Source organism: Terrimonas sp. (genome assembly GCF_003075435.1).
In the GTDB taxonomy this organism is placed as follows: domain Bacteria; phylum Bacteroidota; class Bacteroidia; order Chitinophagales; family Chitinophagaceae; genus Agriterribacter.
Genome location: NZ_QCZJ01000014.1, coordinates 25,635 through 49,115, shown reverse-complemented (window position 1 = coordinate 49,115; position 23,481 = coordinate 25,635). Strand labels below are relative to the sequence as shown.

Annotated in this window: 20 protein-coding genes; 10 read left to right on the top strand and 10 right to left on the bottom strand. The window is 39.9% G+C overall.

All coding sequences use genetic code 11. The features are described 5' to 3' along the window. Positions 1–4 precede the first annotated feature (4 nt). The 9 genes from DC498_RS15485 to DC498_RS15445 all read right to left on the bottom strand — a co-directional run bounded on the left by DC498_RS15485 (position 5) and on the right by DC498_RS15445 (position 7,516). A complete protein-coding gene (locus DC498_RS15485) occupies positions 5–277 on the bottom strand; it encodes a phosphopantetheine-binding protein (protein WP_116875087.1) in 273 nt (90 codons plus the stop codon). Between the two features lies 1 nt (position 278). Next, a complete protein-coding gene (locus DC498_RS15480) occupies positions 279–1,559 on the bottom strand; it encodes an ABC transporter permease (protein WP_116875086.1) in 1,281 nt (426 codons plus the stop codon). A gap of 232 nt (positions 1,560–1,791) precedes the next feature. Continuing rightward, positions 1,792–2,550 (bottom strand): ABC transporter ATP-binding protein, encoded by a 759-nt coding sequence (locus DC498_RS15475; RefSeq protein ID WP_240628030.1) that lies wholly within the window; start codon positions 2,548–2,550, stop codon positions 1,792–1,794. 9 nt (positions 2,551–2,559) lie between these two features. Then, positions 2,560–3,273 carry an SMI1/KNR4 family protein gene (locus tag DC498_RS15470; RefSeq protein ID WP_116875085.1) on the bottom strand — a complete coding sequence of 238 codons (714 nt, stop codon included), beginning with the start codon at positions 3,271–3,273 and terminating at the stop codon, positions 2,560–2,562. Positions 3,274–3,301: 28 nt separating this feature from the next. Then, complete coding sequence (locus DC498_RS15465; RefSeq protein WP_116875084.1) at positions 3,302–4,321, bottom strand: BtrH N-terminal domain-containing protein; 1,020 nt, start codon at positions 4,319–4,321, stop codon at positions 3,302–3,304. A 34-nt stretch (positions 4,322–4,355) separates the two neighbouring features. Next, positions 4,356–4,751, bottom strand: a complete 396-nt coding sequence (locus tag DC498_RS15460) for a hypothetical protein (RefSeq protein WP_116875083.1) — start codon at positions 4,749–4,751, stop codon at positions 4,356–4,358. 103 nt (positions 4,752–4,854) lie between these two features. Further along, the gene (locus DC498_RS15455) at positions 4,855–6,003 is read right to left on the bottom strand and encodes a beta-ketoacyl-ACP synthase III (protein WP_116875082.1); all 1,149 of its coding nucleotides are present in this window, start codon (positions 6,001–6,003) and stop codon (positions 4,855–4,857) included. A gap of 107 nt (positions 6,004–6,110) precedes the next feature. Further along, entirely contained in the window at positions 6,111–7,022 is a 912-nt protein-coding gene (locus tag DC498_RS15450) for a hypothetical protein (RefSeq protein WP_116875081.1), read from the bottom strand. 11 nt (positions 7,023–7,033) lie between these two features. Next, on the bottom strand, positions 7,034–7,516 hold the full coding sequence (locus tag DC498_RS15445) for a hypothetical protein (protein ID WP_116875080.1): 483 nt from the start codon (positions 7,514–7,516) through the stop codon (positions 7,034–7,036). A gap of 153 nt (positions 7,517–7,669) precedes the next feature. Between DC498_RS15445 and DC498_RS15440 the strand changes: the two genes are divergently transcribed. The 6 genes from DC498_RS15440 (at position 7,670) to acpS (ending at position 17,097) form a co-directional block, all read left to right on the top strand. Then, positions 7,670–8,188: a hypothetical protein gene (locus DC498_RS15440; protein ID WP_133176866.1), complete on the top strand. Its 519-nt coding sequence runs from the start codon at positions 7,670–7,672 to the stop codon at positions 8,186–8,188. A gap of 301 nt (positions 8,189–8,489) precedes the next feature. Continuing rightward, positions 8,490–9,686, top strand: a complete 1,197-nt coding sequence (locus DC498_RS15435; RefSeq protein ID WP_116875078.1) for a DUF2062 domain-containing protein — start codon at positions 8,490–8,492, stop codon at positions 9,684–9,686. A gap of 9 nt (positions 9,687–9,695) precedes the next feature. Beyond that, entirely contained in the window at positions 9,696–13,535 is a 3,840-nt protein-coding gene (locus DC498_RS15430; protein ID WP_116875077.1) for a trifunctional MMPL family transporter/lysophospholipid acyltransferase/class I SAM-dependent methyltransferase, read from the top strand. After that, on the top strand, positions 13,535–15,052 hold the full coding sequence (locus tag DC498_RS15425; RefSeq protein WP_116875076.1) for a phytoene desaturase family protein: 1,518 nt from the start codon (positions 13,535–13,537) through the stop codon (positions 15,050–15,052). The genes DC498_RS15430 and DC498_RS15425 overlap by 1 nt, the downstream gene beginning before the upstream one ends. After that, complete coding sequence (locus DC498_RS15420; protein ID WP_116875075.1) at positions 15,045–16,721, top strand: C45 family autoproteolytic acyltransferase/hydolase; 1,677 nt, start codon at positions 15,045–15,047, stop codon at positions 16,719–16,721. The genes DC498_RS15425 and DC498_RS15420 overlap by 8 nt, the downstream gene beginning before the upstream one ends. Next, entirely contained in the window at positions 16,714–17,097 is a 384-nt protein-coding gene (gene acpS / locus DC498_RS15415; protein ID WP_116875074.1) for a holo-ACP synthase, read from the top strand. Before DC498_RS15420 ends, acpS begins: the two co-directional genes overlap by 8 nt. A 22-nt stretch (positions 17,098–17,119) precedes the next feature. Here the strand turns inward: acpS and DC498_RS15410 are convergent, their stop codons facing one another. Further along, entirely contained in the window at positions 17,120–18,139 is a 1,020-nt protein-coding gene (locus DC498_RS15410) for a LacI family DNA-binding transcriptional regulator (protein ID WP_116875073.1), read from the bottom strand. A gap of 212 nt (positions 18,140–18,351) precedes the next feature. Between DC498_RS15410 and DC498_RS15405 the strand changes: the two genes are divergently transcribed. From DC498_RS15405 to DC498_RS15390, 4 genes are all read left to right on the top strand, one after another. After that, positions 18,352–19,602, top strand: a complete 1,251-nt coding sequence (locus DC498_RS15405; RefSeq protein WP_116875072.1) for a PmoA family protein — start codon at positions 18,352–18,354, stop codon at positions 19,600–19,602. Positions 19,603–19,612: 10 nt separating this feature from the next. After that, positions 19,613–20,458, top strand: a complete 846-nt coding sequence (locus DC498_RS15400) for a ThuA domain-containing protein (RefSeq protein WP_240628029.1) — start codon at positions 19,613–19,615, stop codon at positions 20,456–20,458. Between the two features lie 146 nt (positions 20,459–20,604). Beyond that, positions 20,605–22,029, top strand: coding sequence for a Gfo/Idh/MocA family protein (locus DC498_RS15395; protein WP_116875071.1), 1,425 nt, complete (start codon positions 20,605–20,607; stop codon positions 22,027–22,029). A gap of 38 nt (positions 22,030–22,067) precedes the next feature. Continuing rightward, the gene (locus DC498_RS15390; protein ID WP_240628028.1) at positions 22,068–23,462 is read left to right on the top strand and encodes a putative oxidoreductase C-terminal domain-containing protein; all 1,395 of its coding nucleotides are present in this window, start codon (positions 22,068–22,070) and stop codon (positions 23,460–23,462) included. Positions 23,463–23,481 lie beyond the last annotated feature (19 nt).

The window sequence follows — 23,481 nt, the reverse complement described above, 5'->3', positions numbered from 1 at the left end:
GAATTTATTTGGTGCGGTGCTGCTCAATATAATCTGCCATTGTGTTGATATCTACCAACACTTTCCTGCCTTCTTTGGGGTCTTGTATACTGATGCCATATTCCCTTGAGAGTAAAACGATCAGTTCAATAGAATCAATAGAATCAAGCCCCAGGCCTTCACCAAAAAGCGGTTCATCATCCTTTATATCCTCTGGCTTTTTATCTGTAAGGTTAAGAAACTGTATGATCTGCTCTTTCAGCTTTTGCTTCAGCTGTTCTTTATCTATTGCTTCCATATCAAATTAAATTTTTTCTTTTCAGACCGTACCATGCTAAAAACTGGAGCAATATGGTAATAGTCAGTAAAGGTGTAATATTAGTAAAAATATCTTTCAAATTGCCTTCTTCCAGGAAAAGTCCGTAATACGCTTCAAGGCACCAGTGCAATGGTGAAAGCCGCATAATGAACTGGAAGGAAGACGGCATGGCAAACGATGGCACCAATAAGCCGCCGACGGCAGCAAGCAAAACTATAGAAACTGCGCCAAAACCGTTTGCCTGTTCCTGCGTGTTGGCAAATATACCAATACAAATAGCGAAGCTGGCAGCGCACCAGCCGCAGAGGAGTGTTACAATCAGTAATGCGCTAATATCGTGCGGTATATTCAATGCAGGTAATCCCATTTTTGGGAAAAGATATTTTCCGATAGCAAAAATTACGGCAGCCTGCAGGAGTGTAACAATGATATAGGTGATTTCCTTAGATATGATTGAAATGCCGAAATGGGTGGGCAATGTTCTGAGACGGATAATGCTGCCGCTTAATTTTTCCCGTACCACGCTGCTGCCTAAGGATATTACGATAAAGAACATGGCGAATATTGTCCATGCAGGAATATTGTGCTGTGTAGCATTAGGTATGCCGTGCATATTTCCTTTTGATACCGCTATCTGCTGCACGGGTGTCTGGTTGCTGATGATCTGGTTTTCGAGACTGTCTGGAATAGCTTCATCATTAATGTATTGATACAGGCTTTGCACGATGTATTTACTCTGCACCACCTGCAGGGCGCTCTGCAAGCCACCATCAATGCTTTTACGGAAAGATTGTTGCAATACCGGGTGATAATACAGTATTATATTCATGGCAGTATCGGTAACTGCTGCTGAAGGATCTGCCGGTATATCAAGATCTTTCAGCGCTTTGCGTGAAACGGCCTTCGCTTTTTGCAATACTTTATCGGAATAATTTTCAGGAATTACGGCGGCTATCAACGCGTCTTTTGTATTGATATGATTTTTTATATCATCGCCATTTTTTATTGTATCAATTGTATTGATGTTGAACATGCCAACTTTATCCAGGGCTTTTTCCAGTTCAATTGAAACAGCTTTTTTGTCTTTATTATAAATCAGCAGCGGAATTTTATTTTCGTTCACCAGTTCAAAAGTGCTGTTTTGTACAGATGTAATTACAATAGCCAGCACCACGGGCATCAGGAACATAAGGGTTAGCCCCACTTTATCTCTTGTGAGTATGCGAAAATCCTTCAGTATGGTAGACCAAAGTTTAAACATAATCAGCTGTCAGCCGTCAGCTATCAGCAGCCTTTTGCTTTTTTAGGAGTGTTATTAATTTAATTTTTGTTATCATAAAAATGCTCTTGCAACAACTCATCCCGGCTTCCCCGCAGGGGGGAGGCCTGCGCGTAATCCTTTGTGAAAAATTACATCGTCGTGTCTTTGTAGTCCAAAAAAACAATTCCCACACTCTCACATTTTCACATTTCCACATTATTCCATTTTCAAATTAATCCCTGTATGCCCTACCTGTCAAATTCAAAAACAGTCCTTCCAGTCCATCCTGCAGGTGATCTTTCAAAAGGTTTTCTAAACTGTCGTGCACAATTATATTGCCTTCATCTATCATGGCTACGGTATTGCATAAATCTTCTGCCTCTTTCAAATGATGGGATGTATAGACCAGCGTTGTGCCTTTTTCATTCAGCGATTTAAGATAGTCTATAATCGCATAACGCGTTTGTACATCTACGCCAACCGTTGGCTCATCTAAGAATAATATTTCGGGCTCATGCATTACGGCTATGGCAAGATTTACCCTTCTTTTCATGCCTCCTGAAAAGTTCTTAACAGGTGTATCACGTACATGGGTAAGCGATAATATGTTCAGCAATTCACCTGTTCTTTCTTTTATCTGCTTTTTGTGCAGCCCTGCCCATGCACCAAAAAATTCCATATTCTCTGCCGGACTTAATTCATGGTAGAATGAAAAATCCTGTGGTACAAAGCCGAAAAGTGTTTTTATTTTATTCCGGTTGGTTTTTATTTCATTGCCCAGTAATTGAATAGAGCCGGAGGAATAGGGCAGAAGACCTGTCATAAGGTTCATCAATGTTGTTTTGCCGGCGCCGTTAGGTCCGAAAATACCGAAGCGATCACCTTTTTGAATATGCAGGCTGAGATTATTAATAAGCTTTTGGGCACTGCCCTTGTAGGTGAAATCAAGATTTTGTATGGAAATGGTATTCGTCACTAATAAATAAGTCAAATTAAATGATTACCAAAACTTCCACCAAGCTGTGTTTGTGTTAGCTGCCTTTTGTGTTTTTTCGACTTGTAAATCCCGGATTGATGCTGTTGTTTCTATTTTATCTAAAGAGTTGTTTAGCCAAAGCTCATACCAATTTAAAAAAGTGATTTTACCTTTGTTACCTAACTCATAAGATGGATGTATTCCATTGTTATTTACCCTGTCATTTGTCCAGATATTTCCATACTCTTTTCCGTTTACAACTAAATTTAAACTTATCCCACAGCCATAATTGCAAATGGCAATTACTCCATTTAATTGTTTGGAATCAAAATATATTTCTTCAAACTCTTGTAGCTGTAACTCATATTCTTCTATATTTTCTTTCTCATCTAGTGTTGGTTTAAAATTTAAATTCCAGGGTTCTGTGTGCAAAAAAAGATTGCTTGGATCTAATAAAGACATTGGGTCTTTGTAATCTAAATCCTCAAATAATGCGTTTTCCAGAGGCTCGAGCCCATAAAATGGTCCCGCACCTCCATTTCCAACATTAATTAAAAATTCCTTATAGTCATTAGGTAAGGATATTTTATTTCTCAACTCAAACTTTTCAATTTTTTCACTTGATATAGGTGGATTTAGATGATATCTATGTTTTAGGGAACCGAACAGACTGTAATTACTGTCTAACTTTTTAAGTTGATACAATTTTTCTTCTATTTGTTTAAGCTGTTCGTTCATTTTGCATACAGGTAAATGGTAGTGTGACTTATTTCATTTTCTTTACCACTTCCGATAAGTCTTCAAATGCTTTTTTCTCGAGATCAGCAATTTTCAGGAGGTAATCACCCATCATATCATAATCAGATTGTTCGGTAAGCCTGCCTTTATAAATACCGGAAGCCTGGATGGCAGCATCTCTCCATAGATCACCGGTATGGGTAAACTGTTTTGAAATGTCTATCAGTTCATCAACAGGATGGTATGTATGAGCCTGCTGCAAAAATGCGCCATATATAAAGCGGAATCCGCCGCCACCGGTTCCTATCTCTTCCTGCATACGCACCAACTGCGCTAAATAACTTCTTGATTTTTCCGTACCGAGCTTATTCTTCCAGCCTTTGATTTTTTTAGCAGTATAGCGTATACCCTTTATGCCGGCTATATTACCCGGAATGCGCAGCATATCACGAACATTTCTTTTAATACCGGTTACAATCGCCTTTTTAATCTGTTCATCTGTTACCTGCCGGTTTTCTTTAGGATAATATAATTGTCCGCGAGGCGCTAACGGGCCTTTTGCAAAACGAACTCTTTCCAGTTCATAGCTGCTCATAGTTACCAGCGTTTCCATTATAGGATCGCTGATAATATAGTTATCACCTTCTCTGCCAACCACAATCAGGTTGTGAGCATTAAAGTGAAAACGATATTCCTTAGGAAAATAAGTAAGATAATACACCCCAACCTGGCAGGCTGCCGGCTGACCTGCTTTTAACCGCTCATTTAATTCCTGTTGCGCTTTTTCAGGTGATGAAAATTTTTTTCTGAAAACCGGTATGTCTAACGAATTACAGGTTCTTTTAAATATCATGCCCGGCATTGTGCGAAAAGATATAGCCGGACCATTATTTACTTTTAAAAAAGGTATATAAATAAAAAACAGTCCTGAGCCTATGCCAAATGCCAGCGGCTCCGTTATTTGCTGCACACCTGTGTGCCGTAATAAACTGGTGGTAACGCCATTTTCGCAATGCGCGGCCTGAATGTGGTTAAAATCCAATTGCATGTTTTCTTCTTACGTTTAATTTTAATCAGGCCTTCTAAGATACTTGTGAAAGCTGCTCTTTGGATATTTCAAAAAGTTTGGCGTATTTTTCTAATTTCCTGTCGGGTAGTTTTTTAAATACTTCCGGTTTTAAATGCTTTTTTACCTGCCATTTCCAGAAGCCGGTATAACCTGCCACAATTTCCACATCCATCAGCTTCAGTTCCATATAATACAGCAAAGGACTTGCTTCGCCATTCAATACTTTTTGTTTTGCTTCGGCTATTCTTTTCTCCACATTTTCCCAGGCTACATCAAGGGCTTTCATTTTTATTTCCCAACCCGTGCTGAAGCCTGTAGTATAATTCCCATTTTCATCTACAACATAAGACAATTCTTTCGCTATCTTACCCAAAGCTCCGGGATCCTGGGGTATTTCATCTTTTTTCATATGTGTTGTATTTGGCTGTGGGCTGTCAGCAGTCAGCTATCAGCGTTTACAATTCATAACCTTTTTACACCTTATCACTTACTACTTACGCCTTACCACTTGCTCAGCATACTGTAAGCAAACCATACATATACGAGAATCGTGAACTTTCAGGAACAACCAGTAAAAGCTTGTCTCCTTTTTTAAGTTTACCGCTTTTAAATAGTTCATCAACCATGAAATACACTGATGCTGCGCCAACATTACCAACAGTGCTTAAATTCACAAACCATTTTTCATAAGGTATTTCAAGACCATTTTTCACCTGCTCCTGGTAAATTTTATCCTTAAAAAAGCTACTTGACATATGGGGCAAGAAGTATGCAATATCATCGGGTGTAATTCCTTTGGTTTCAAACAAACGTTTCAGCATTTTGCCGCCGTAGGGAACAATATTTTCACTTAATAACTTTACATCCTGTTTTATGCTTAACACAGATTTCTCATTCATGTCATGATGATCAAACTCAAGATAACTTTTTAATGTGCCATCTGCCTGTTTTTCCGCACCCATATACATACAGGTTTCCATATGATCCGCGTAAGATATGCCTTCCAGCCACTCAACCTTTAAACTTAGTCCTTCTTCATTCTTTTTGCCGGATAACAAAAATGCCGCTGCCCCGTCAGATAACATCCAGCGCAAAAATTCTTTGTCAAAACTGATATACGGGTTCTCTTCAAGCTCTTCCAACTTATGAATTTCATCTTCAAACTGGTGCGCTACAAGCGATGCGGAAAAACGTTCGGAACCTGTAGCCACCGCGGTTTGAGCATCACCGGTTTTTACCGCCATATAGGCATATTTTAAGGCATGCATACCTGCACAGCAAACCCCACTGGGCGATACTACTTCGAGCGAACCCATTTCAGGCAGCCAACCATGAACCATGCAACCATGCGATGGCATCATCTGATCAGGAGATGAAGTGCCGCATGATAATACATCTACTTTTTTTATTCCCTGTGGGTCATTCTTAAATAATTCTTTTACAGCAAGCGCTGTAAGCTGCGCATTGGTGTGTGTAGGTTTGCCGCCCTTTTCCAGTGCATAATAGCGGTTGGTTATAGCGTTATTGCGTAAAACTATTCTACGTGATTTTGAAGGTTTGCCATTGATATAGCCAAGGTAGTCTTCCATTTCGTCATTAGAAACAGGGTTATTCGGAAAAAAAGAAGCTGTTCTTGTAATATATACTTCGTTTAATGCCATCTTAACGTTTAATAAAATTCAAAAATAAAATATCTCATCTTACCCGTCGTGCCCGCAAAATTAATGGATTACTCCTTTGATTTTGCTATTAAAATAGAGGTATTCTCTTATGATTCAAGGGTTACCCCCTCATAATATGCTTTTTGTTTTTTTATACGTTTACCAAGAAAAGGTTTAAAGAATATAGCATCAACCGTTAATATTATGGGTGCGGCTATACAAAGGGCAATTAAAAGATAATATTTGAATCCAACAAGCCAGGCTGCCCTGTTTTTCTTGCCATGTATAATCTTCGACCATATTTTAAAAATTTTTCCTGCTTTGCGTTCAATAAACATGAGCGAATATTTAACATCCACTCCCTTTTGCTGCACCAACGCGGGTTGCAAACCATCCCAGTCGTCTGCAAGAAGATGTTTTTTTACTGTTTCTCCAAATACGGAAGCGCCTGCAATATCTTCATCCGAAACGCCTGGTCTTGGAAATACTCCCCACTTACGATCTTTTTTACCGGTAAGCATCCAGTAAAAAATAGTAATAAGGCTTGCATAATTATTATGTTTATCCACCAGGGCTATATTTCCTTTTAACAGCGTACCTGCGCTTTTAAAATGCCGTTTTAGTTTTTCCTGTGCATTAATCCACATATTCCGGCAGCCGCTGATGGTTACCAGCGGTGTATCTTTTGCCACAGCGATAAAACCAGGATGCTGGGCCAGGGAGCTCATCGGTATACTTGGAGAAAGAAACCAGGGTTGATAGCCAAAAATAATCAGGTCGTATTTTGACTCCTTAAATGAAAAATTTTCAAGCTCAGCCGGAACGCCGTCAACACTTTCCGGCATGGCATCAAAAAATGTGGGAGAGGTCCAGGGAAAGGGAAATTTTTTCTGCGGTTCAATGCGCACTTTTTCAACGGTAATATCGCCTGAATCACTTAATGGCCGGGTAAACTCATGTATAATTTGCTCTAATTGTCCGGATTGGGTAAAATATACCGCTAATACTTTTTTACTCATTCTTTCCAGGGTTAAAAATCTGATAGTGATAATATTTTCGAAGATTTACTGTAATCCCTGATAGCCTGTTGTGTGGCTTCAGGAATGGTTTTAAAATTTGTCACAATATATTTATGATCTTCTTCCAGTTCTTTATGATAACCCAAAATTTTAGGGGCATTTTCCTGTATAATAAGGCGCAAAAATCTTAATTCGGCGTTGTCCTGGGTTTTTGCCAATATATCTTCCAGTTTTTGGCGGCCGGCTTTAAACTCCTTTAGCTTATTGGGTGCACCTTTTAATAATCCTGCCTTTTTCATCATCAGGGCGCCTTCAAAGGCTTCTTTATATTTTTCTCCGCTGTTTTTTACAAATTCAATTTGGGTATTGATGGATTCAAGATTTTCAGAAGCTATTATTTTATAATAATTACTCCTGTCTATTTTTAATGAAGACTGGGCTTGCGGAAAAAAATAACAGGCACACAAAAAAAGTGTAGCTAAAATACTTTTCATAAGAATATAATTTTCAAATATAAAGAATAATTGTTGCCATTCATTTCTTTGGTTTAGAGGTTGTTAAAGCTGGGAAAATTGAGCCACGAATAACATTTCTTTATAATGAGTGCAGTTTTCATACCGTATCTTTGGGCTCAAATTATGATTCTTATGATGAAAAGATATTTAGGATTAACCCTGGTTGCCGTTGGCATATCAGCTATCAGTTTTGCACAGGTTACTTATAAAAATGCCATTGGAGCAAGAGTATCTCCTGTCAGCTATTATGATTTCTTCTCTTTTTCGTATAAAACCTTTGTAACAAATGCCGGCGCTATTGAAGTTAATGCAGGTATTGGTCACAAATCATATGTAGGGCATTCTCCATTTACCTTTGCCGCGTCTGCCGCGTACCAGCATCATTTTGCCATACCTGTTGAAGGGTTAAACTGGTATGTTGGTGGTGGATTGACGATGTATAATTCTTTCAGCGATAAAAATGGTGGTTACCGTGGGCTTGGGTTTGGTTTTTTTCCAACCGGCGGTATAGATTATAAATTCCCCACCATTCCACTGAACCTTTCTGCAGACTATAGGCCAAGTATTTTCTTTACCAAGCCTGATTTCCAGGACTCTTTTTTTGCAACAAACTTCGGGATATCGGTAAGGTATGTGTTAGGAAGCAGGTAAGATAAAACAGGCAGCCTTACGAACTTCCCTAAAGGGGAGGAAACCTGTTAACCAGGTCAGCTTTTAAATTATTTCGAATAATTAAATAAAACTCCTGATGCTTTGTAGGTTATGTTGCGGAAATTTTCACAACCGCATTGCAAAGCAAGTACTGTGTGTCGGTTCTCCCCCTGAAGGGCGGGTCAATTCATCTCTTGTATATTAAGAATGTATCTGTCCTTCCTTAGGAGATAAGGGGTATGAATAGCCCTGCCCTTCAGGGCGGGGAATATTTGATTATCTTTGCCGGCACTAAAACCAGATGAACGAGAACGATATTCTAAGGGAAACATTCAATGACCGGCAATTGTGCGTTATTATTCCAACCTATAATAATGCAGGTACACTGCCTGCTGTTATTGCAGATGTAGCCGGGTATACAAAAAATATCATTGTTGTAAATGATGGCTCTTCCGATAATACGGAAACTGTTGTTTCATCATTCTCATTTATAACATATATTGGCTATTCAAAAAATGTTGGTAAAGGTTGGGCGCTGCGTAAAGGTTTTGAAAAAGCGATAGCGCTGGGCTTTGATTATGCTATTACTATTGATTCAGATGGTCAGCATTTCGCTAAGGACATTCCTGTATTTATTGAAAAGCTGAAAACATCTCCTGGCGGGATAATAATCGGCTCAAGAAATCTTAACCAGGAAAACATGCCGGGTAAAAATACTTTCGGTAATAAGTTTTCTAATTTTTGGTTTAAAATAGAAACAGGTATTAACATGCCTGATACACAATCGGGCTATCGCTTATATCCTGTACAACATTTTAAGCATACCCGCTTTTTTACCACCAAGTATGAGTTTGAAATTGAAGTGCTGGTAAGAGCAGCATGGAAAGGGCTGGAAATAACCCCTGTTCCCATATCGGTATATTATGCGCCTGCAGGCGAAAGGATCACGCATTTCAGGCCGTTTAAAGATTTTTTCAGGATTGGTGTGTTGAATACCATACTTGTGCTGATTGCTTTCTTATATATAAAGCCGCGAAATTTTTTCCGCTCTTTGTTTAAAAGAGAGAGCCGTGAAGCATTTGTCCGCGATCATCTTATTAATGTAAATGAACCGGATCATATAAAAGCATTGTCAGTGGCACTGGGTGTATTTATGGGTATTGTGCCTATCTGGGGATTCCAGTTGGTAACTGCCATTTTTCTTGCCATAGTATTGCGGTTGAATAAGGCGCTTGTTATAATCGCGGCCAATATCAGTATTCCGCCAATGATACCGCTGATTGTTTTTTTAAGTTATAAAACCGGCGCTATTTGGATGGCTAACGGTAGCGGAGATCTATTGTTTACCCGCGATCTGAGTTTCGATTCTGTAAAAAATAATTTTCAGCAATATATATATGGAAGCATTACCCTGGCTGTTGCGGCAGCTGTTGCAGGCGGTGTAATTACATGGATACTGCTGAGTGTGTTTAAGAAAAAGGCGAGTACCGTAGTTTAACATCAACCCATGCAGCAATTTTTCTCCAACATATATGCTTTTTTCAGGCAAAGAAGATGGTTGCTGTACAGCCTGTTTGCCGCGTTTATTTTATTCTCCGCTTTTTTTGCCCGTAAATTAAAATTTGAAGAAGATATATCGAGGATACTGCCTAAGGATCCGAAAGTTGAAAAGCTGAACGAAGTTTTTCAGCATTCAAAATTTATGGATAAACTGGTGGTGATGGTATCATTGAAAGATACGAATGCGGTACCGCCTGATAGCCTGATATTATTTGCAGATACTTTTGTTGAGCATGTCAGCAGCAAACTTGCTCCCTATATCCGTAAGATAAATTACCGTGTTGATGATGATATGACGGCAACGTTATTTGATATTGTTAATGAACACCTGCCTGTTTATCTCACCCCGCAGGATTATAAAACTATTGATAGCTTGATTCAGCCCGGCATATTAAAGGGAACGCTTGAACACAACCTGCAACTGCTGACTTCACCCGCTGGTTTTGCATTAAAAAATATGATTGCCGGCGACCCTTCAGGCATATCTTTCATCGGTTTAAAAAAGTTGCAGCAATTACAATACGATGAAAATTTTGAGTTGTATGATGATTGTGTGATGACCAAAGATCAAAAAAACCTGCTGCTTTTTATTACACCGGTATACCCCCCTAACAATACAGGTAAAAACCAACTGTTTTTGAGCGGGCTCGACAGCATCGCTGCTACCTGCCCAGGTGATATAGGTGTTGCCTATTTTGGTGCAACGGCAGTTTCGGCAGGCAATGCGGCACAACTCAGTAAAGATACCGGGCTAACACAGGGCATAACGGTTCTTTTCCTTGTGCTCTTCATCGGTTTTTATTTTAAAAGAAAATCAGCGCCGCTGGTAATTATGATACCCGTGGTTGCAGGAGCATTGTTTGCACTCGCAGCGGTATATTTAATCAGGGGAAGTATATCTGTAATTGCTATAGGTACAGGTTCGGTTATACTGGGCATAGCGGTAAACTACTCGCTGCATGTATTTAATCATTACCGGCATACGGGTGATATAAAAAAGGTAATTGATGATCTTGCTTTTCCTTTAACGCTGGGTAGTGCTACAACCATCGGCGGTTTTTTCTGTCTTACTTTTGCCGAGTCTGATATGCTGAAGGATCTCGGTTTATTTGCGGGCTTCAGTTTAATAGGCGCAGCGCTTTCATCGCTTATTTTTTTACCACATTTCATCAGTAAGCATAAAAAAAAGGATGCTGATGAATATAGCCATTCATGGATTGACAAACTGGCTGCATTACGCCCGGAGCATAATAAATTTATTATAGCCGGAATACTATTGTTAACGATCGGTTTTGCCTTTACATCGCAGAAAGTTGGTTTTGAAACCGATCTCAACAATATGAATTATATGCCTCCTGCATTAAAACAGGCAGAGCAAAAATTGAACGCGATCAACCAGGCGGCTACACAATCCGTATATATTATTGCTGAAGGAAAAAATCTTGAAGAAGCGCTTTTGCAAAGTGAAAAAGTGCAGCAGGATATAGAGGCGCTAAAAGATAAATCCATTGTCAATAAATATTCCGGCGTTTCTTCACTCATTATATCAGGAGCATTGCAGCAGGAACGGATACAGCGCTGGAATGCATACTGGACGCCGGAGAAAAAAGCGGCAGTTTTAACAGTCATAAAAAAGGAAGGCACAGCGCTTGGCTATAGTGCAACCGCTTTTGATCGTTTTACTGATTTACTTAACCAAACATACACGGTTGTTGATACCGCTACGCTTCATCAATTGCGAAGCTCTTTCCTGGATGATTATATAGCGGAATATAATGACCGCACAACCGTGGTTACGCTGGTAAAAGCAGAAGCAGCCAACAAACCTGCTATATATGAAACCTTCGATAATAAAGCCGGTATCACTGTGCTGGACCGCCAGTATCTTACCGGCAGGTTTGTTGAACTGATCAATATAGATTTTACCCGCATCGCTTTAATTACCTCTGTTTTTGTTTTTACCGTTTTGCTTATTACATACGGGAGGATAGAGCTGGCGCTGATGGCTTTTCTTCCTATGTTCATTACATGGATATGGATATTGGGAATAATGGGTTTGCTTGGCATTAAATTCAATATCATCAACATCATTGTATCAACGCTCATTTTTGGACTGGGTGATGATTACAGTATATTTATTATAGATGGTTTATTGCAGGAGTATAAAACCGGCAGGAAAAATCTGGCTTCTTTTAAATCATCAATTATCCTGTCTGCGGTGACTACACTGGCAGGCCTGGGTGTGCTGATATTCGCCAAACATCCTGCGCTTCGTTCCATTGCTTCCATATCTGTAACAGGTATACTTTGTGTTGTACTGGTATCGCAGGTTTGTATACCTTACCTGTTTAATTTTTTAATCAGCAACCGCGTAAAACGGGGCGTCTATCCGTGGACATTCTGGTCGCTCAGCAAAACCATCTTCTCCCAGGTCTGGTTTATTTTCGGAAGCATACTATTGGTTCTTATCGGCATTATACTCGTTAAGCTTAATCCTTTCAATAAAGAGAAAGGAAAGCTGCTTTATCATAAAGTGATCGCTAAATTCTCCAGGTCACTGATATATATAATGGGCAATGTAAAGAAGACGATCATCAATTCGTTAAAAGAAGATTTCTCCAGTCCTGCTATCATTATTTGTAATCACCAGTCGGGGCTCGATAATTTTGTAATGATGATGATGCACCCCAAGCTGATCGTTTTTACGAATGACAGGGTAAGAAACGCTCCGGTTTCAGGGCTGGCGGTGCGCATGGCTGATTATTATTCTGCTTCAATGGGTGTAGAAAATAACCTGGAGAAGATCAGGGAAAAAGTGAAGCTTGGTTATTCCGTGGTTATTTTTCCAGAGGGTACCAGATCGTCTGACGGGAATATGAAACGTTTTCACAAAGGCGCTTTCTTCCTGGCAGAACAATTGAGCATAGATATACTGCCGGTTATTATTCACGGTACAGGCTATACGCTGAGCAAGGGAGATATGATGCTGAAAGACGGGCATATCGTGTTGAAGTTTTTACCACGTATTTCACCAGAAAATATATCCTTCGGTAATACCTATTCAGAAAGAGCAAAACAGGTAGGGAAATATTTCAGGAGTGAGTTTGACCAGTTAAGACAATCGCTTGAACAACCGGACTGGCACAGAGAAAAATTGTTTTACAATTATATTTACAAAGGCCCGGTGTTGGAATGGTATATGCGCGTGAAGGTAGGGTTAGAAAAAAATTATGCTGTTTTTCATAAACTGCTGCCGCAAAAAGGCAAAATACTCGATATTGGTTGCGGCTATGGCTTTATGCCGTATATGCTGCGTTTTGCTGCTATAGAGCGGGAAATATATGCTGCGGATTATGATGAAGAAAAAATTACCGTTGCGCAGCATTGCTTCAGCAAGGATGAGCGCATACAGTTTGCTTATACAGATGTAACACATTTTGTTTTTGAAAAATACGATGGTATTATCGCGGCAGATATGCTGCACTATCTTCAACCTGGTGAGCAAAAGCACATTATTGAAAAATGCATACAGGCGCTGAATCCTGGCGGTGTTTTAATTATACGGGATGGTGATAAAGAGCGGGTAGAAAAGCACAAAGGCACAAAGCTTACTGAGTTTTTCTCTACAAAGCTTTTACAATTCAATAAAACAACCGATAAAGGATTATCATTTCTTTCAGGCAGCATGATACATGAGATAGCGGCGGCGAACGGTATGTATTGCCGGGAGATAGATGAAACAAAATACACATCCAATATTATTTTTGTGATCAGTAATAAAAATTAATGCAGGCAGATAAATATGATATAGTAATTACAGGAAGCGGTATAGGTGGTTTGGTATCTGCCGCTTTGCTTGCAAAAGAAGGCTATTGCGTTTGCGTACTGGAAAAGAATAAGCAAATAGGAGGCAGCCTTCAAACCTTTGCACGGGATAAAGTGGTTTTTGATTCAGGCGTGCATTATATAGGCGGGCTTGATAAAGGACAAAACCTTTACCAGGTTTTTAAGTACCTGGGTGTAATGGATAAGCTGAAAATACAGCGGATGGATGAAGATGGTTTTGACCGTATTATTATAAGCGGAGATAAGTACGAATATAAACTGGCACAAGGCTATGAAAATTTTGTTCGGCAATTGCTGGTTTATTTTCCTGAGGAAGAAACGGCAATAAGAGCATACTGTGATAAAGTGAAGGAAACCTGTGATAAATTCCCGCTGTATAAATTGCGCACCCACGGTTTGTTTGAAGAAAAGGCAGACGCGATGAGGGAAGATACGCGTACTGTTATTGAAGAGATAACTGATAACCTGAAATTGCAGGCTGTGCTGGTTGGTAATAATGGATTATATGTAGGACGACCTGATGAAACGCCTTTTTATATACATGCGCTTATTCTTAACAGTTATATTGAAAGCTCGTGGAAATGCATTAACGGCGGATCGCAAATTGGGAAAATACTGGCAAAGAATATCCGTGAAATGGGAGGAGAGATCATCCGTCATTTTGAAGTAAAAAAAATACAGGTGCAGGAGGATAAGGTAATATATGTGGAGGCTGCGGATGGCAGGAAAATTTATGGCGATATATTCATCTCCAATATTCACCCGGCAAAAACAATGGAGATGACAGAAACGCCGATCATCAAAAATATTTATCGCAAAAGATTGAGCAGCCTGCCGCATACCATTTCATCTTTTCTTGTGCATATCGCTTTAAAGAAAAACTGTTTTCCCTATATAAAGCATAACTATTATTATCATAAGGAAGGAGAGATATGGAATCTTACAGATTATACGGAAGATAATTGGCCGCTGTCTTATGCCATGTTTGTGCCGCCGGCTTCTGAAAATGATGAATATGGTGAAGCGCTGACTATTTTTGCCTTTATGCGTTATGAAGAGGTGGCGCCCTGGCATGATACATTCAATACTGTGTCAAATGAAAACAGCAGGGGAGAAAACTATGAAGCGTTCAAAAAATATAAGGCGGAAATTTTGCTTGATCTTGTAGAAGAGAGATTCCCTGGATTGAGAAACTGTATTCAATCGTATACTACTTCCACGCCTTTGTCTTACCGGGATTATATCGGTAATTATGACGGATCATTATATGGTATAGCCAAAGATTATAAAGACCCGTTAAAGACATTTATTTCGCCCCGTACAAAGGTGCAGAATCTTTACCTTACCGGTCAGAATATTAATATACATGGTGTGCTTGGCTCAACCATCAGCGCATTGCTTACAAGCATTACTATTTTAGGCAATGAAGCTATAGTAGAAAAAATAAGAAATGCATAGATTGAAAAAAGCAGGCAAATGGCTACTGTATATTGCTATCTCCATTATAGCAATATTGCTGTTGCTGTTTGCTTACGTGGTATATGTGAGTGATATTGATCCGCCTGCAATAGCAGATAAATCAGGTCTGCAACGGGAGCGGGAAGACCACGGGAATAATTTTTATACGCTTGGTAATAACTGGTTCCGTAAAAGCAATTCCGGTTTATATGAAATGTACGTGGAAGGCAAGCCATTTGAGCGTGGTGTGGTAAATGGTAAGCTTTCAAAAGAACTGGTTGTTTTGCAGGAAGATTATTTTAACGCGCAGATCAATAAGATGATCCCTTCAAAATCTTACCTGCATTTTTTAAAATATGTGATAGGCTGGTTTAACCGTAACCTCGATAAAAATATAACAGAAGAATATAAGGAGGAGATATATGGCGTCTCCGAATCAGCGTCTGATCAATATGATTATATCGGCACCAATTACCAGCGTATTCTGAATTATCATGCAGCGCATGATATAGGGCATGCATTGCAGAATATGGCATTGGTAGGCTGCACATCCTTCGGCACATGGAATGCTGCATCTGCAGATAGCCAATTGATCATTGGCAGGAATTTTGATTTTTATGTGGGCGATGATTTTGCAAAAAACAAGATAATAGCTTTTGAAAATCCTGCTGAAGGTTACAAATTTATGAGCGTTACCTGGGGTGGTTTTATCGGCGTTGTTTCAGGCATGAATGAAAAAGGACTAACCGTTACCATAAATGCTGCCAAAAGCGGTATACCCTCTGGTTCTGCAACACCTGTTTCGCTGGTAGCGAGAGAAATATTGCAATATGCATCTGATATAAAAGAGGCAGTAACGATAGCGGGTAAACGAAAAATGTTTGTATCAGAATCCTTCCTGGTTGGTTCTGCTGCTGATAATAAAGCGGTGATCATTGAAAAGACCCCGGATACGCTGGATGTATACGACCCTCAGTCAGACCGCATTCTTTGTTCTAATCATTTCCAGAGTAAAGGGCTTATTGCTTCTGAACCCAATATAGAGCAGCTTGATAAAAGTGCTTCTCCCTATCGCTATAAAAGACTGGAAGAATTGCTGCATGAAAAAGGCGCAAATACCGTTTTGAAAACCGCGGCAATTTTAAGAGACAGGAATGGTTTGCATAATGAAGATATCGGCATGGGGAATGAAAAAGCCATGAACCAGTTGATAGCACATCACGCTATTATTTTTGAGCCAAAGAAGTTATTGGTTTGGGTATCTACATCTCCCTGGCAGCTGGGCGAGTTTAAGGCATATAACCTTCATAAAATTTTTGCTTTGCACGGGCTCAAAGAAAACCAGGAAATATGTGACAGCGTTTTAACCATTCCCGCTGATAGCTTTTTATACAGCCCGCAATACAGGCAGTTTGAAAATTTCAGGCGATACAAGCATATGATAAGTGAAGGGTTGGAAGTGAATACTGACAGCGTGATTGCCAGTAATCCGGAATTTTATCATGCTTATGTTATTGCCGGAGATTATAGTTTTAAACATAAAGATTTTGCTAAAGCAATTGAATATTATAAACAGGCGCTTACCAAAGAAATAGCCACAAAGAACGAAGAAGAATATATTCAGCAGCAGATAACTGCATCACAAAAGCAAACTAAAAGTCATGATTAGCGGCGTAGGCATAGATATAGTGGAGATAGAGCGCATTGCTGCATCTATCAATAAAGAAAAAGGATTCAGGGAACTGGTTTTTTCTGCGCATGAGATCAGCTATTGCGAATCAAAAGCAAAAAAGTTTGAACATTATGCGGCAAGATTCGCGGCGAAAGAAGCATTCTTTAAAGCAATTGGCACAGGCTGGGCAGAAGGCACATCTTTTAGTGAGATAGAAATATATAATGAAACTTCTGGCAAACCACATGTTCGTTTACTCGGTGAAACAGCGGTTTCACTTAAACAATTCAATGCCGCCGATATACATGTTTCACTTTCGCATACGGACAACGTTGCAATCGCGGTGGTGATGATTGCAATAGCTAATAGCTGATACCTGACAGCTATCAGCTATTTCACTTCTTCCGCATCGAAGATTCCCTGATCTCTATAGTTGTTTTCAGCTCAATTGTTTTAAACTGGTGCTGCAGCGTATTTCCCTCAATCATTTCAATTAGTAATCTTGCTGCAGATTGGCCTATATCAAAAGTTGGCTGATGAATGGAGGTAAGCGGAGGGTCAATAAACCGGCTGATGGGGTTATCAAAAAAACCGGCTACGGCTACATCCGCGGGTATGCGCAGTTTCATTTCTTTCAATACTTCAATGCTTCTTATAGCAATGCGTTCAGCCGATGCCAGGATAGCATTAGGTTTGGGTGTTGATTTAAACAATTTGTGTATTGAACTTTTAATATGTTTAATATCAAAATCACAGGCAACTACCCATTTTTTCTGATATGGAATATTGTATTCCTTCAATGCCTCAGTATAGCCATTTGTTCTGTTTTTGGTAACAGATAGTTGCGGGCTCATGGTCATGTGCGCTATCCTGGTATATCCCTGCTCAATCAAATGACGGGTTGCCATGTAAGCGCCTCCTTTGTCATCGGTTACCACCCGCGGGGTATCTACTTCATTACAAATCCTGTCAAACATTACCACAGGTATTCCTTTGTCAATCAACTCCTGTATGTGATTCCCGTTTTTAGTTTCGTTAGAAACAGATATGATCAAACCGTCTATTCTTCTTGATTCAAGTAATTTTATATTCATCAGTTCACGTTGATATTTTTCATGACTTTGAAAAATAACTACGTGGTAACCTTTGTTATAAGCAAAATCTTCAATGCCCGCAATTACTGCAGAACAAAAATAATTAGCTATCTCAGGCACAATTACGCCAATTACTTTTGTCTTTTTTTCCTTAAGCGATAAAGCGATGGGATTAGGTGTGTAGTTTAATTCTTTTGCAAGTTCCTGCACCAGCCTTTTTGTTTCCTCATTTATTTCGGTGCTTCCTCTCAGCGCTCTTGATACGGTAGACGCCGATATGCCCAATCGTTTGGCTATATCTTTAATGGTAACATTCTGCATGAAAAATAAAGGTAAGGTTTTACATTTTAAGCAATAATTTTTTAAAGAGAATAAATCTTTTCGAAATTATACATCAATTACATGAAGAATATTTAATGCAAACGTTGCCGGTAACGAGTGCAAAAAAGGCGCTGTAATTTATGCTGAGAGCGGCTTTGGATAGGATATCCTATCTCCCTATTTTTACTTAACTGATTGCGCAGAACCGACATATGAGAAAAAAGACCCTTTCCGGAACTATATTGCTTTTGTTTTGCCTGCTGTCATCTGCAGGCGCGCAGGTAATTGCGCGGTTTACGCTCAATGTTACCAACAGCATCAGTACGCCTGTTTATATTCCCCTTTATAATATTACTACGCTGCATGATTCCGCATTCTATCTAAGAGAAGTTGTGGGCAAAGATTTTGTCAATATTCCTTTCCAGGTTGAAAACGGACAACAGCGTTTTTTATGGTGGATAATAAAACCTGGCGACAAACATAAAAGAGTTTTTGAATTGTGCAACAGCAATAGCAGGGAACTCCAGCAAAAGCAACCGCTCAATATTTCCTCAAAAGATGGCAATGTCTTAATTACATCCGGCGCCAGCAGGGTTATACAATACAATTATGCCACGCATTATCCGCCAAAGGGCATTGATACTGCATTTAAGAGAAGTGGCTTCATACATCCGTTGTGGTCGCCATCGGGTAATATACTTACACGCATCAATGCGCCTGATCATTATCATCATATGGGCATCTGGAATCCGTGGACGCATGTTCTGTTCCAGGGTAAAGAAGTAGATTTCTGGAATATTGGTGACAAAAAAGGAACGGTGAGATTCAGTAATATTATTGATACTTATAACGGTAATGTGTACACGGGATTCAGGGCATTGCAGCAACACGTGGCATTTAATATACCATCTCCGGGAGCAGAAACAGTTGCTATGAATGAAGTATGGGATGTGCGTGTATATAATATTGCAGAAAAAATGTGGCTTATTGATTTCTCATCTTCCTTAAATTGTGCTACAGACAGCGCTGTAATACTGAAAGAGTACCGCTATGGCGGCTTTGGTTTCAGGGCAAGTGAAGACTGGAACAACAGCAACAGTAAAGTACTTACTTCAGAAGGCAAAGACCGTAAAGCTGCTGATGCATCAACCGCACGATGGTGTATGATAGACGGCGATATGGAGAAAGGGCATTCCGGCATTTTATTTATGGGTTATCCCACCAATTATAACTTCCCGGAACCTATGCGGGTATGGCCGGTGGATGCTAATAAACGCGGCGATGTGTTTTTCAGTTTCAGCCCTACCAGAAATAAAGATTGGCCGCTTTACCCCGGTAATAATTATATTTTGAAATACCGGATGCTGGTATATGAAGATAGTATAACAACACAGCAGGCTGAAGATGCATGGAAAAGTTTTGCTACGCCTCCTGAAATAAAAATAGAACGCCTGGAAAAATAATATATTAAGTATGAAAAGAATGATGAACATTACAAAAGTGATACTGAGCATTATGCTGTTTTTTTATTTTACATCAGCAGGTGCTCAGAAAAAATCTGTGCAGGAGTATAAAGTAAAATGGAAAAATATCAGTGTGCTGGTATATACTAAAAATGGGAAAGGTTATATACACGACAACAGGGCTGCCTGCACAGCCGCTATACAAGAAATAGGAAAACAGCAGGGTTTTAAAGTAGACGTATCCGATGATGCGGCAAGTATGACGGAAGACAACCTGAAAAAATATACCCTGGTTATTTTCAATAATACCAACAACGAAACCTTTGATACCGATGAGCAAAAAGTAGCTTTCATGCGTTATGTGCAGGCAGGAGGAGGTTTTGTAGGCATACACTCTGCCACAGGGTCTGAGCGCCAGTGGCCCTGGTTTAAAAGATTGATAGGCGCGTCTTTCTTACGCCATGCAAAACACCAGCCTTTCAAAGAAATTATTATTGATGATACGCATCCTTCTACTTCTTTTCTGCCTAAAATATGGCAGCGGGACGATGAGTGTTATTTTTTTAAAGAATACAACCCGGATATTCATGTGCTGATCGTGCATGATCTTCCTCCGCTTGATGATAAAGATAAGCCAGCTTACTACGGAGGAACTTCTTCTCCATCCGTATGGTGTCATGAATTTGATGGTGGAAGACAATGGTATACATCCCTGGGGCATGACAGCGCAACTTACGCAGAACCTGAATTTCAAAAGCATATATTGGGTGGAATAATATGGGTGATAGGAAAGAACAAACCGCTTGATTATAGTAAAGCAAGAGCCAAAAGCCCGGATGACCCTTTACCGTACTGATGCTATGTGAAACCTGAGAAGTGATATAGGAGACGTCTAAAGCGAGATGAGCTTTTAGATCTTACACCTGATGTTTCACTTCTCACATAATAACTGGATTGACAGTAAAACTTATAAACGATTGCCATAATAGAAAAAACATAATCATGAGCAAAAAAACAAATTCATCCCGCAGGAATTTTTTAAAAAACACGTTGAAAGGAACTGCAGGAGCAGCAATGCTTGCCAACATTCCAACAATTGTTCCTGCATCAGTGCTGGGAAAATACGCGCCATCTAACCGCATCAATGTTGGAGCTATAGGCGCCGGCAGAATTGCACGCGACTGGGATATACCCGGCACCATGAAGCAGGAAACTTCAAGGGTATTGGCCGTATGTGATCTTGACAGCAAAAGATTACAACTGGGTAAAAAGTTTATTGATGATTACTATGCCGGCAAAGGTCAATCTGGTTACAACAGCACCAAAACGTACGAACATTATGAAGAACTGATTGCTGACAAAGATATTGATGCGGTGATCATTGCTACACCAGACCACTGGCATGTACTCCCTGCTATAACCGCTGCACGTGCCGGAAAACATATATACATGGAAAAACCTGCTTCCTTGTGCATCAGTGAGGGAAGAAGATTAAGCGACGAAGTGCATCGTGCAGGCGTTGTGTTCCAGGTAGGAAGCCAGCAACGCTCTATGCCGCAATTTAAAAAAGCATGCGAACTGGTAAGAAACGGGCGAGTAGGAAAATTGCATACGATATATGTTGGGCTGCCGGTTGATAACCCTAAAGAAAGTACGCCTGAAAAAGAAATGCCCATTCCTTCAAATCTCAATTTTGAAAAATGGCTTGGAGCAACGCCTTATGTTTCCTACACAGAAAAATTAGTGCATCCACAAAATGATTTTTCAAGACCCGGCTGGCTGCGTTGCGAACAATTTGGAGCAGGTATGATCACCGGGTGGGGATCGCACCACTTTGATATTGCCAACTGGGGTATGGGCACGGAAGATACCGGCCCGATAGAACTTTCGGGCACTGCGGATTGGCCGGATGAAAAGGCGCTGTGGGATGTGCATGGTAATTTTAAAACAGAAACAATATTTGCCAATGGTGTAAAAGTGCTGGCAAGCAATGAATATCCGAATGGAGTAAAATTTGTCGGCGATGAAGGCTGGATTTTTGTAACAAGGGGAAATTATTCTGTAACCGCCAGCGATCCTATAAAAAAAGGCAATAACAGCAAAGCGCTTGATGCCAGCAATCCTAAGATACTTGATTCTGTAATAGGTCCCAACGAAATTCATTTGATTGACAGCAAGGAGCATCATGCCAACTGGCTTAATGCCATCATCACAGGAGAGCCCAATATCGCGCCGATAGAAGCAGGGCACAGAGCCTGCTCTGTTTGTCTGCTGAATAATATTACCATGCAGCTTAAACGAAAATTATATTGGGATCCTGTATTGGAAAGGTTTAAAAATGATGACGAGGCTAACTTCATGCTGAAGCGTTCAGAAAGATGGCCCTACCAGATTGATAAAGGATTTAATGTAAAAACAACAATGTAAGAATTGACATTTGAGATTTAAAATTTGAGATTGGTAACATGATGAAACGTATTACAATAATTATTCTTGTGGCTTTAACAGCAGCTTTCGGATGCCAGTCGCCATCTGAAACAAAAGCAGATAGTGAAAAAAATGATAGCAGTATGGTAAGGCTTTTAACACTTGACCCCGGCCATTTTCACGCGGCACTGGTGCAGAAAACAAGCTACCCGGATATTGATACTACCGTGTATGTATATGCGCCGGAAGGAGCAGAGGTTGATGCGCATCTGAGCCTGATCAATCAATATAATACCAGGGATGAAAACCCAACACATTGGAATGAAGTGGTATATAAAGGTGCTGATTTTGCAGAGAAAATGCTTGCTGAAAAGAAAGGCAATGTGGTAGTGCTGGCAGGCAATAACCGGCTGAAAACAGATTATATCAAACGTTCGGTTGATGCAGGGTTGAATGTTTTGGGTGATAAGCCCATGGCTATTAATACCGATAATTTTACCAAACTGGTTGAAGCGTTTGATGCAGCTAAGAAAAACAATGTATTGCTGTATGATATTATGACTGAAAGGTCGGAGATCACTAATATTATTCAAAAAGAATTAATGCATGACCCGGTGCTGTTTGGTGAAATAAAAAAGGGTTCCGAAAAAGATCCATCCGTATTTATTGAGAGCATCCATTATTTTTTCAAGAACGTTTCAGGCAAGCCGCTGGTTCGTCCTTTATGGTTTTTTGACCCTGCTCAACAGGGAGATGCTATTGCTGATGTGGCAACGCACCTTGTTGACCTGGTACAATGGCAATGCCTTCCGGAGGTATCCCTTGATTATAGCAAGGATATCAATATTACTTCAGCAAGCATATGGCCAACGCCACTTACGCCAACACAGTTTGCCAGCATAACTGGTAAAAATGAGTATCCTGATTACCTGAAACCTTTAATTGAAAAAGATTCTATCCTGCAAACACATGCCAACGGCGAAATGAATTATACCATAAAAGGTATACCTGTAAAAATTATAGCTCGGTGGGATTATAAAGCTGAAGCGGGTGGCGACTCACATCATGCAATAGTGAAAGGAACAAAATCTACACTTGAAATAAGGCAGGGTAAGGAAGAAAATTTTAAACCCGTGCTCTACATTATTCCTGCCAATGGTAAAGATGCAGATAGTGTCATTACACAATCTATTGCAACCATCAGCACAAAATATCCCGGTGTGAGCGTTGAAAAAATAAATACCAAGGAATGGAAAGTTATTATACCTGCTAAGTATAATGTGGGGCATGAAGCGCATTTTGGACAGGTAATGGAACGGTACCTTCAATATCTAAAAGAAAAAAAATTACCGGAATGGGAAGTACCCGGTATGTTGGCGAAATACTACACAACCACAAAGGCATTAGAGATAGCAATGAGCAAAGGGAAGTGAGCTATTGGCTGTCAGCTGA

Coding starts and splice junctions, on each gene's coding strand:
- DC498_RS15465 (WP_116875084.1), bottom strand. CDS start 4,321: ATGCAATTGGATTTTAACCACATTCAGGCCGCGCATTGCGAAAATGGC.
- DC498_RS15480 (WP_116875086.1), bottom strand. CDS start 1,559: ATGTTTAAACTTTGGTCTACCATACTGAAGGATTTTCGCATACTCACA.
- acpS (WP_116875074.1), top strand. CDS start 16,714: ATGATTAGCGGCGTAGGCATAGATATAGTGGAGATAGAGCGCATTGCT.
- DC498_RS15460 (WP_116875083.1), bottom strand. CDS start 4,751: ATGAAAAAAGATGAAATACCCCAGGATCCCGGAGCTTTGGGTAAGATA.
- DC498_RS15420 (WP_116875075.1), top strand. CDS start 15,045: ATGCATAGATTGAAAAAAGCAGGCAAATGGCTACTGTATATTGCTATC.
- DC498_RS15435 (WP_116875078.1), top strand. CDS start 8,490: ATGAACGAGAACGATATTCTAAGGGAAACATTCAATGACCGGCAATTG.
- DC498_RS15450 (WP_116875081.1), bottom strand. CDS start 7,022: ATGAGTAAAAAAGTATTAGCGGTATATTTTACCCAATCCGGACAATTA.
- DC498_RS15440 (WP_133176866.1), top strand. CDS start 7,670: ATGATGAAAAGATATTTAGGATTAACCCTGGTTGCCGTTGGCATATCA.
- DC498_RS15455 (WP_116875082.1), bottom strand. CDS start 6,003: ATGGCATTAAACGAAGTATATATTACAAGAACAGCTTCTTTTTTTCCG.
- DC498_RS15390 (WP_240628028.1), top strand. CDS start 22,068: ATGATGAAACGTATTACAATAATTATTCTTGTGGCTTTAACAGCAGCT.
- DC498_RS15485 (WP_116875087.1), bottom strand. CDS start 277: ATGGAAGCAATAGATAAAGAACAGCTGAAGCAAAAGCTGAAAGAGCAG.
- DC498_RS15405 (WP_116875072.1), top strand. CDS start 18,352: ATGAGAAAAAAGACCCTTTCCGGAACTATATTGCTTTTGTTTTGCCTG.
- DC498_RS15445 (WP_116875080.1), bottom strand. CDS start 7,516: ATGAAAAGTATTTTAGCTACACTTTTTTTGTGTGCCTGTTATTTTTTT.
- DC498_RS15430 (WP_116875077.1), top strand. CDS start 9,696: ATGCAGCAATTTTTCTCCAACATATATGCTTTTTTCAGGCAAAGAAGA.
- DC498_RS15400 (WP_240628029.1), top strand. CDS start 19,613: ATGAAAAGAATGATGAACATTACAAAAGTGATACTGAGCATTATGCTG.
- DC498_RS15470 (WP_116875085.1), bottom strand. CDS start 3,273: ATGAACGAACAGCTTAAACAAATAGAAGAAAAATTGTATCAACTTAAA.
- DC498_RS15395 (WP_116875071.1), top strand. CDS start 20,605: ATGAGCAAAAAAACAAATTCATCCCGCAGGAATTTTTTAAAAAACACG.
- DC498_RS15425 (WP_116875076.1), top strand. CDS start 13,535: ATGCAGGCAGATAAATATGATATAGTAATTACAGGAAGCGGTATAGGT.
- DC498_RS15410 (WP_116875073.1), bottom strand. CDS start 18,139: ATGCAGAATGTTACCATTAAAGATATAGCCAAACGATTGGGCATATCG.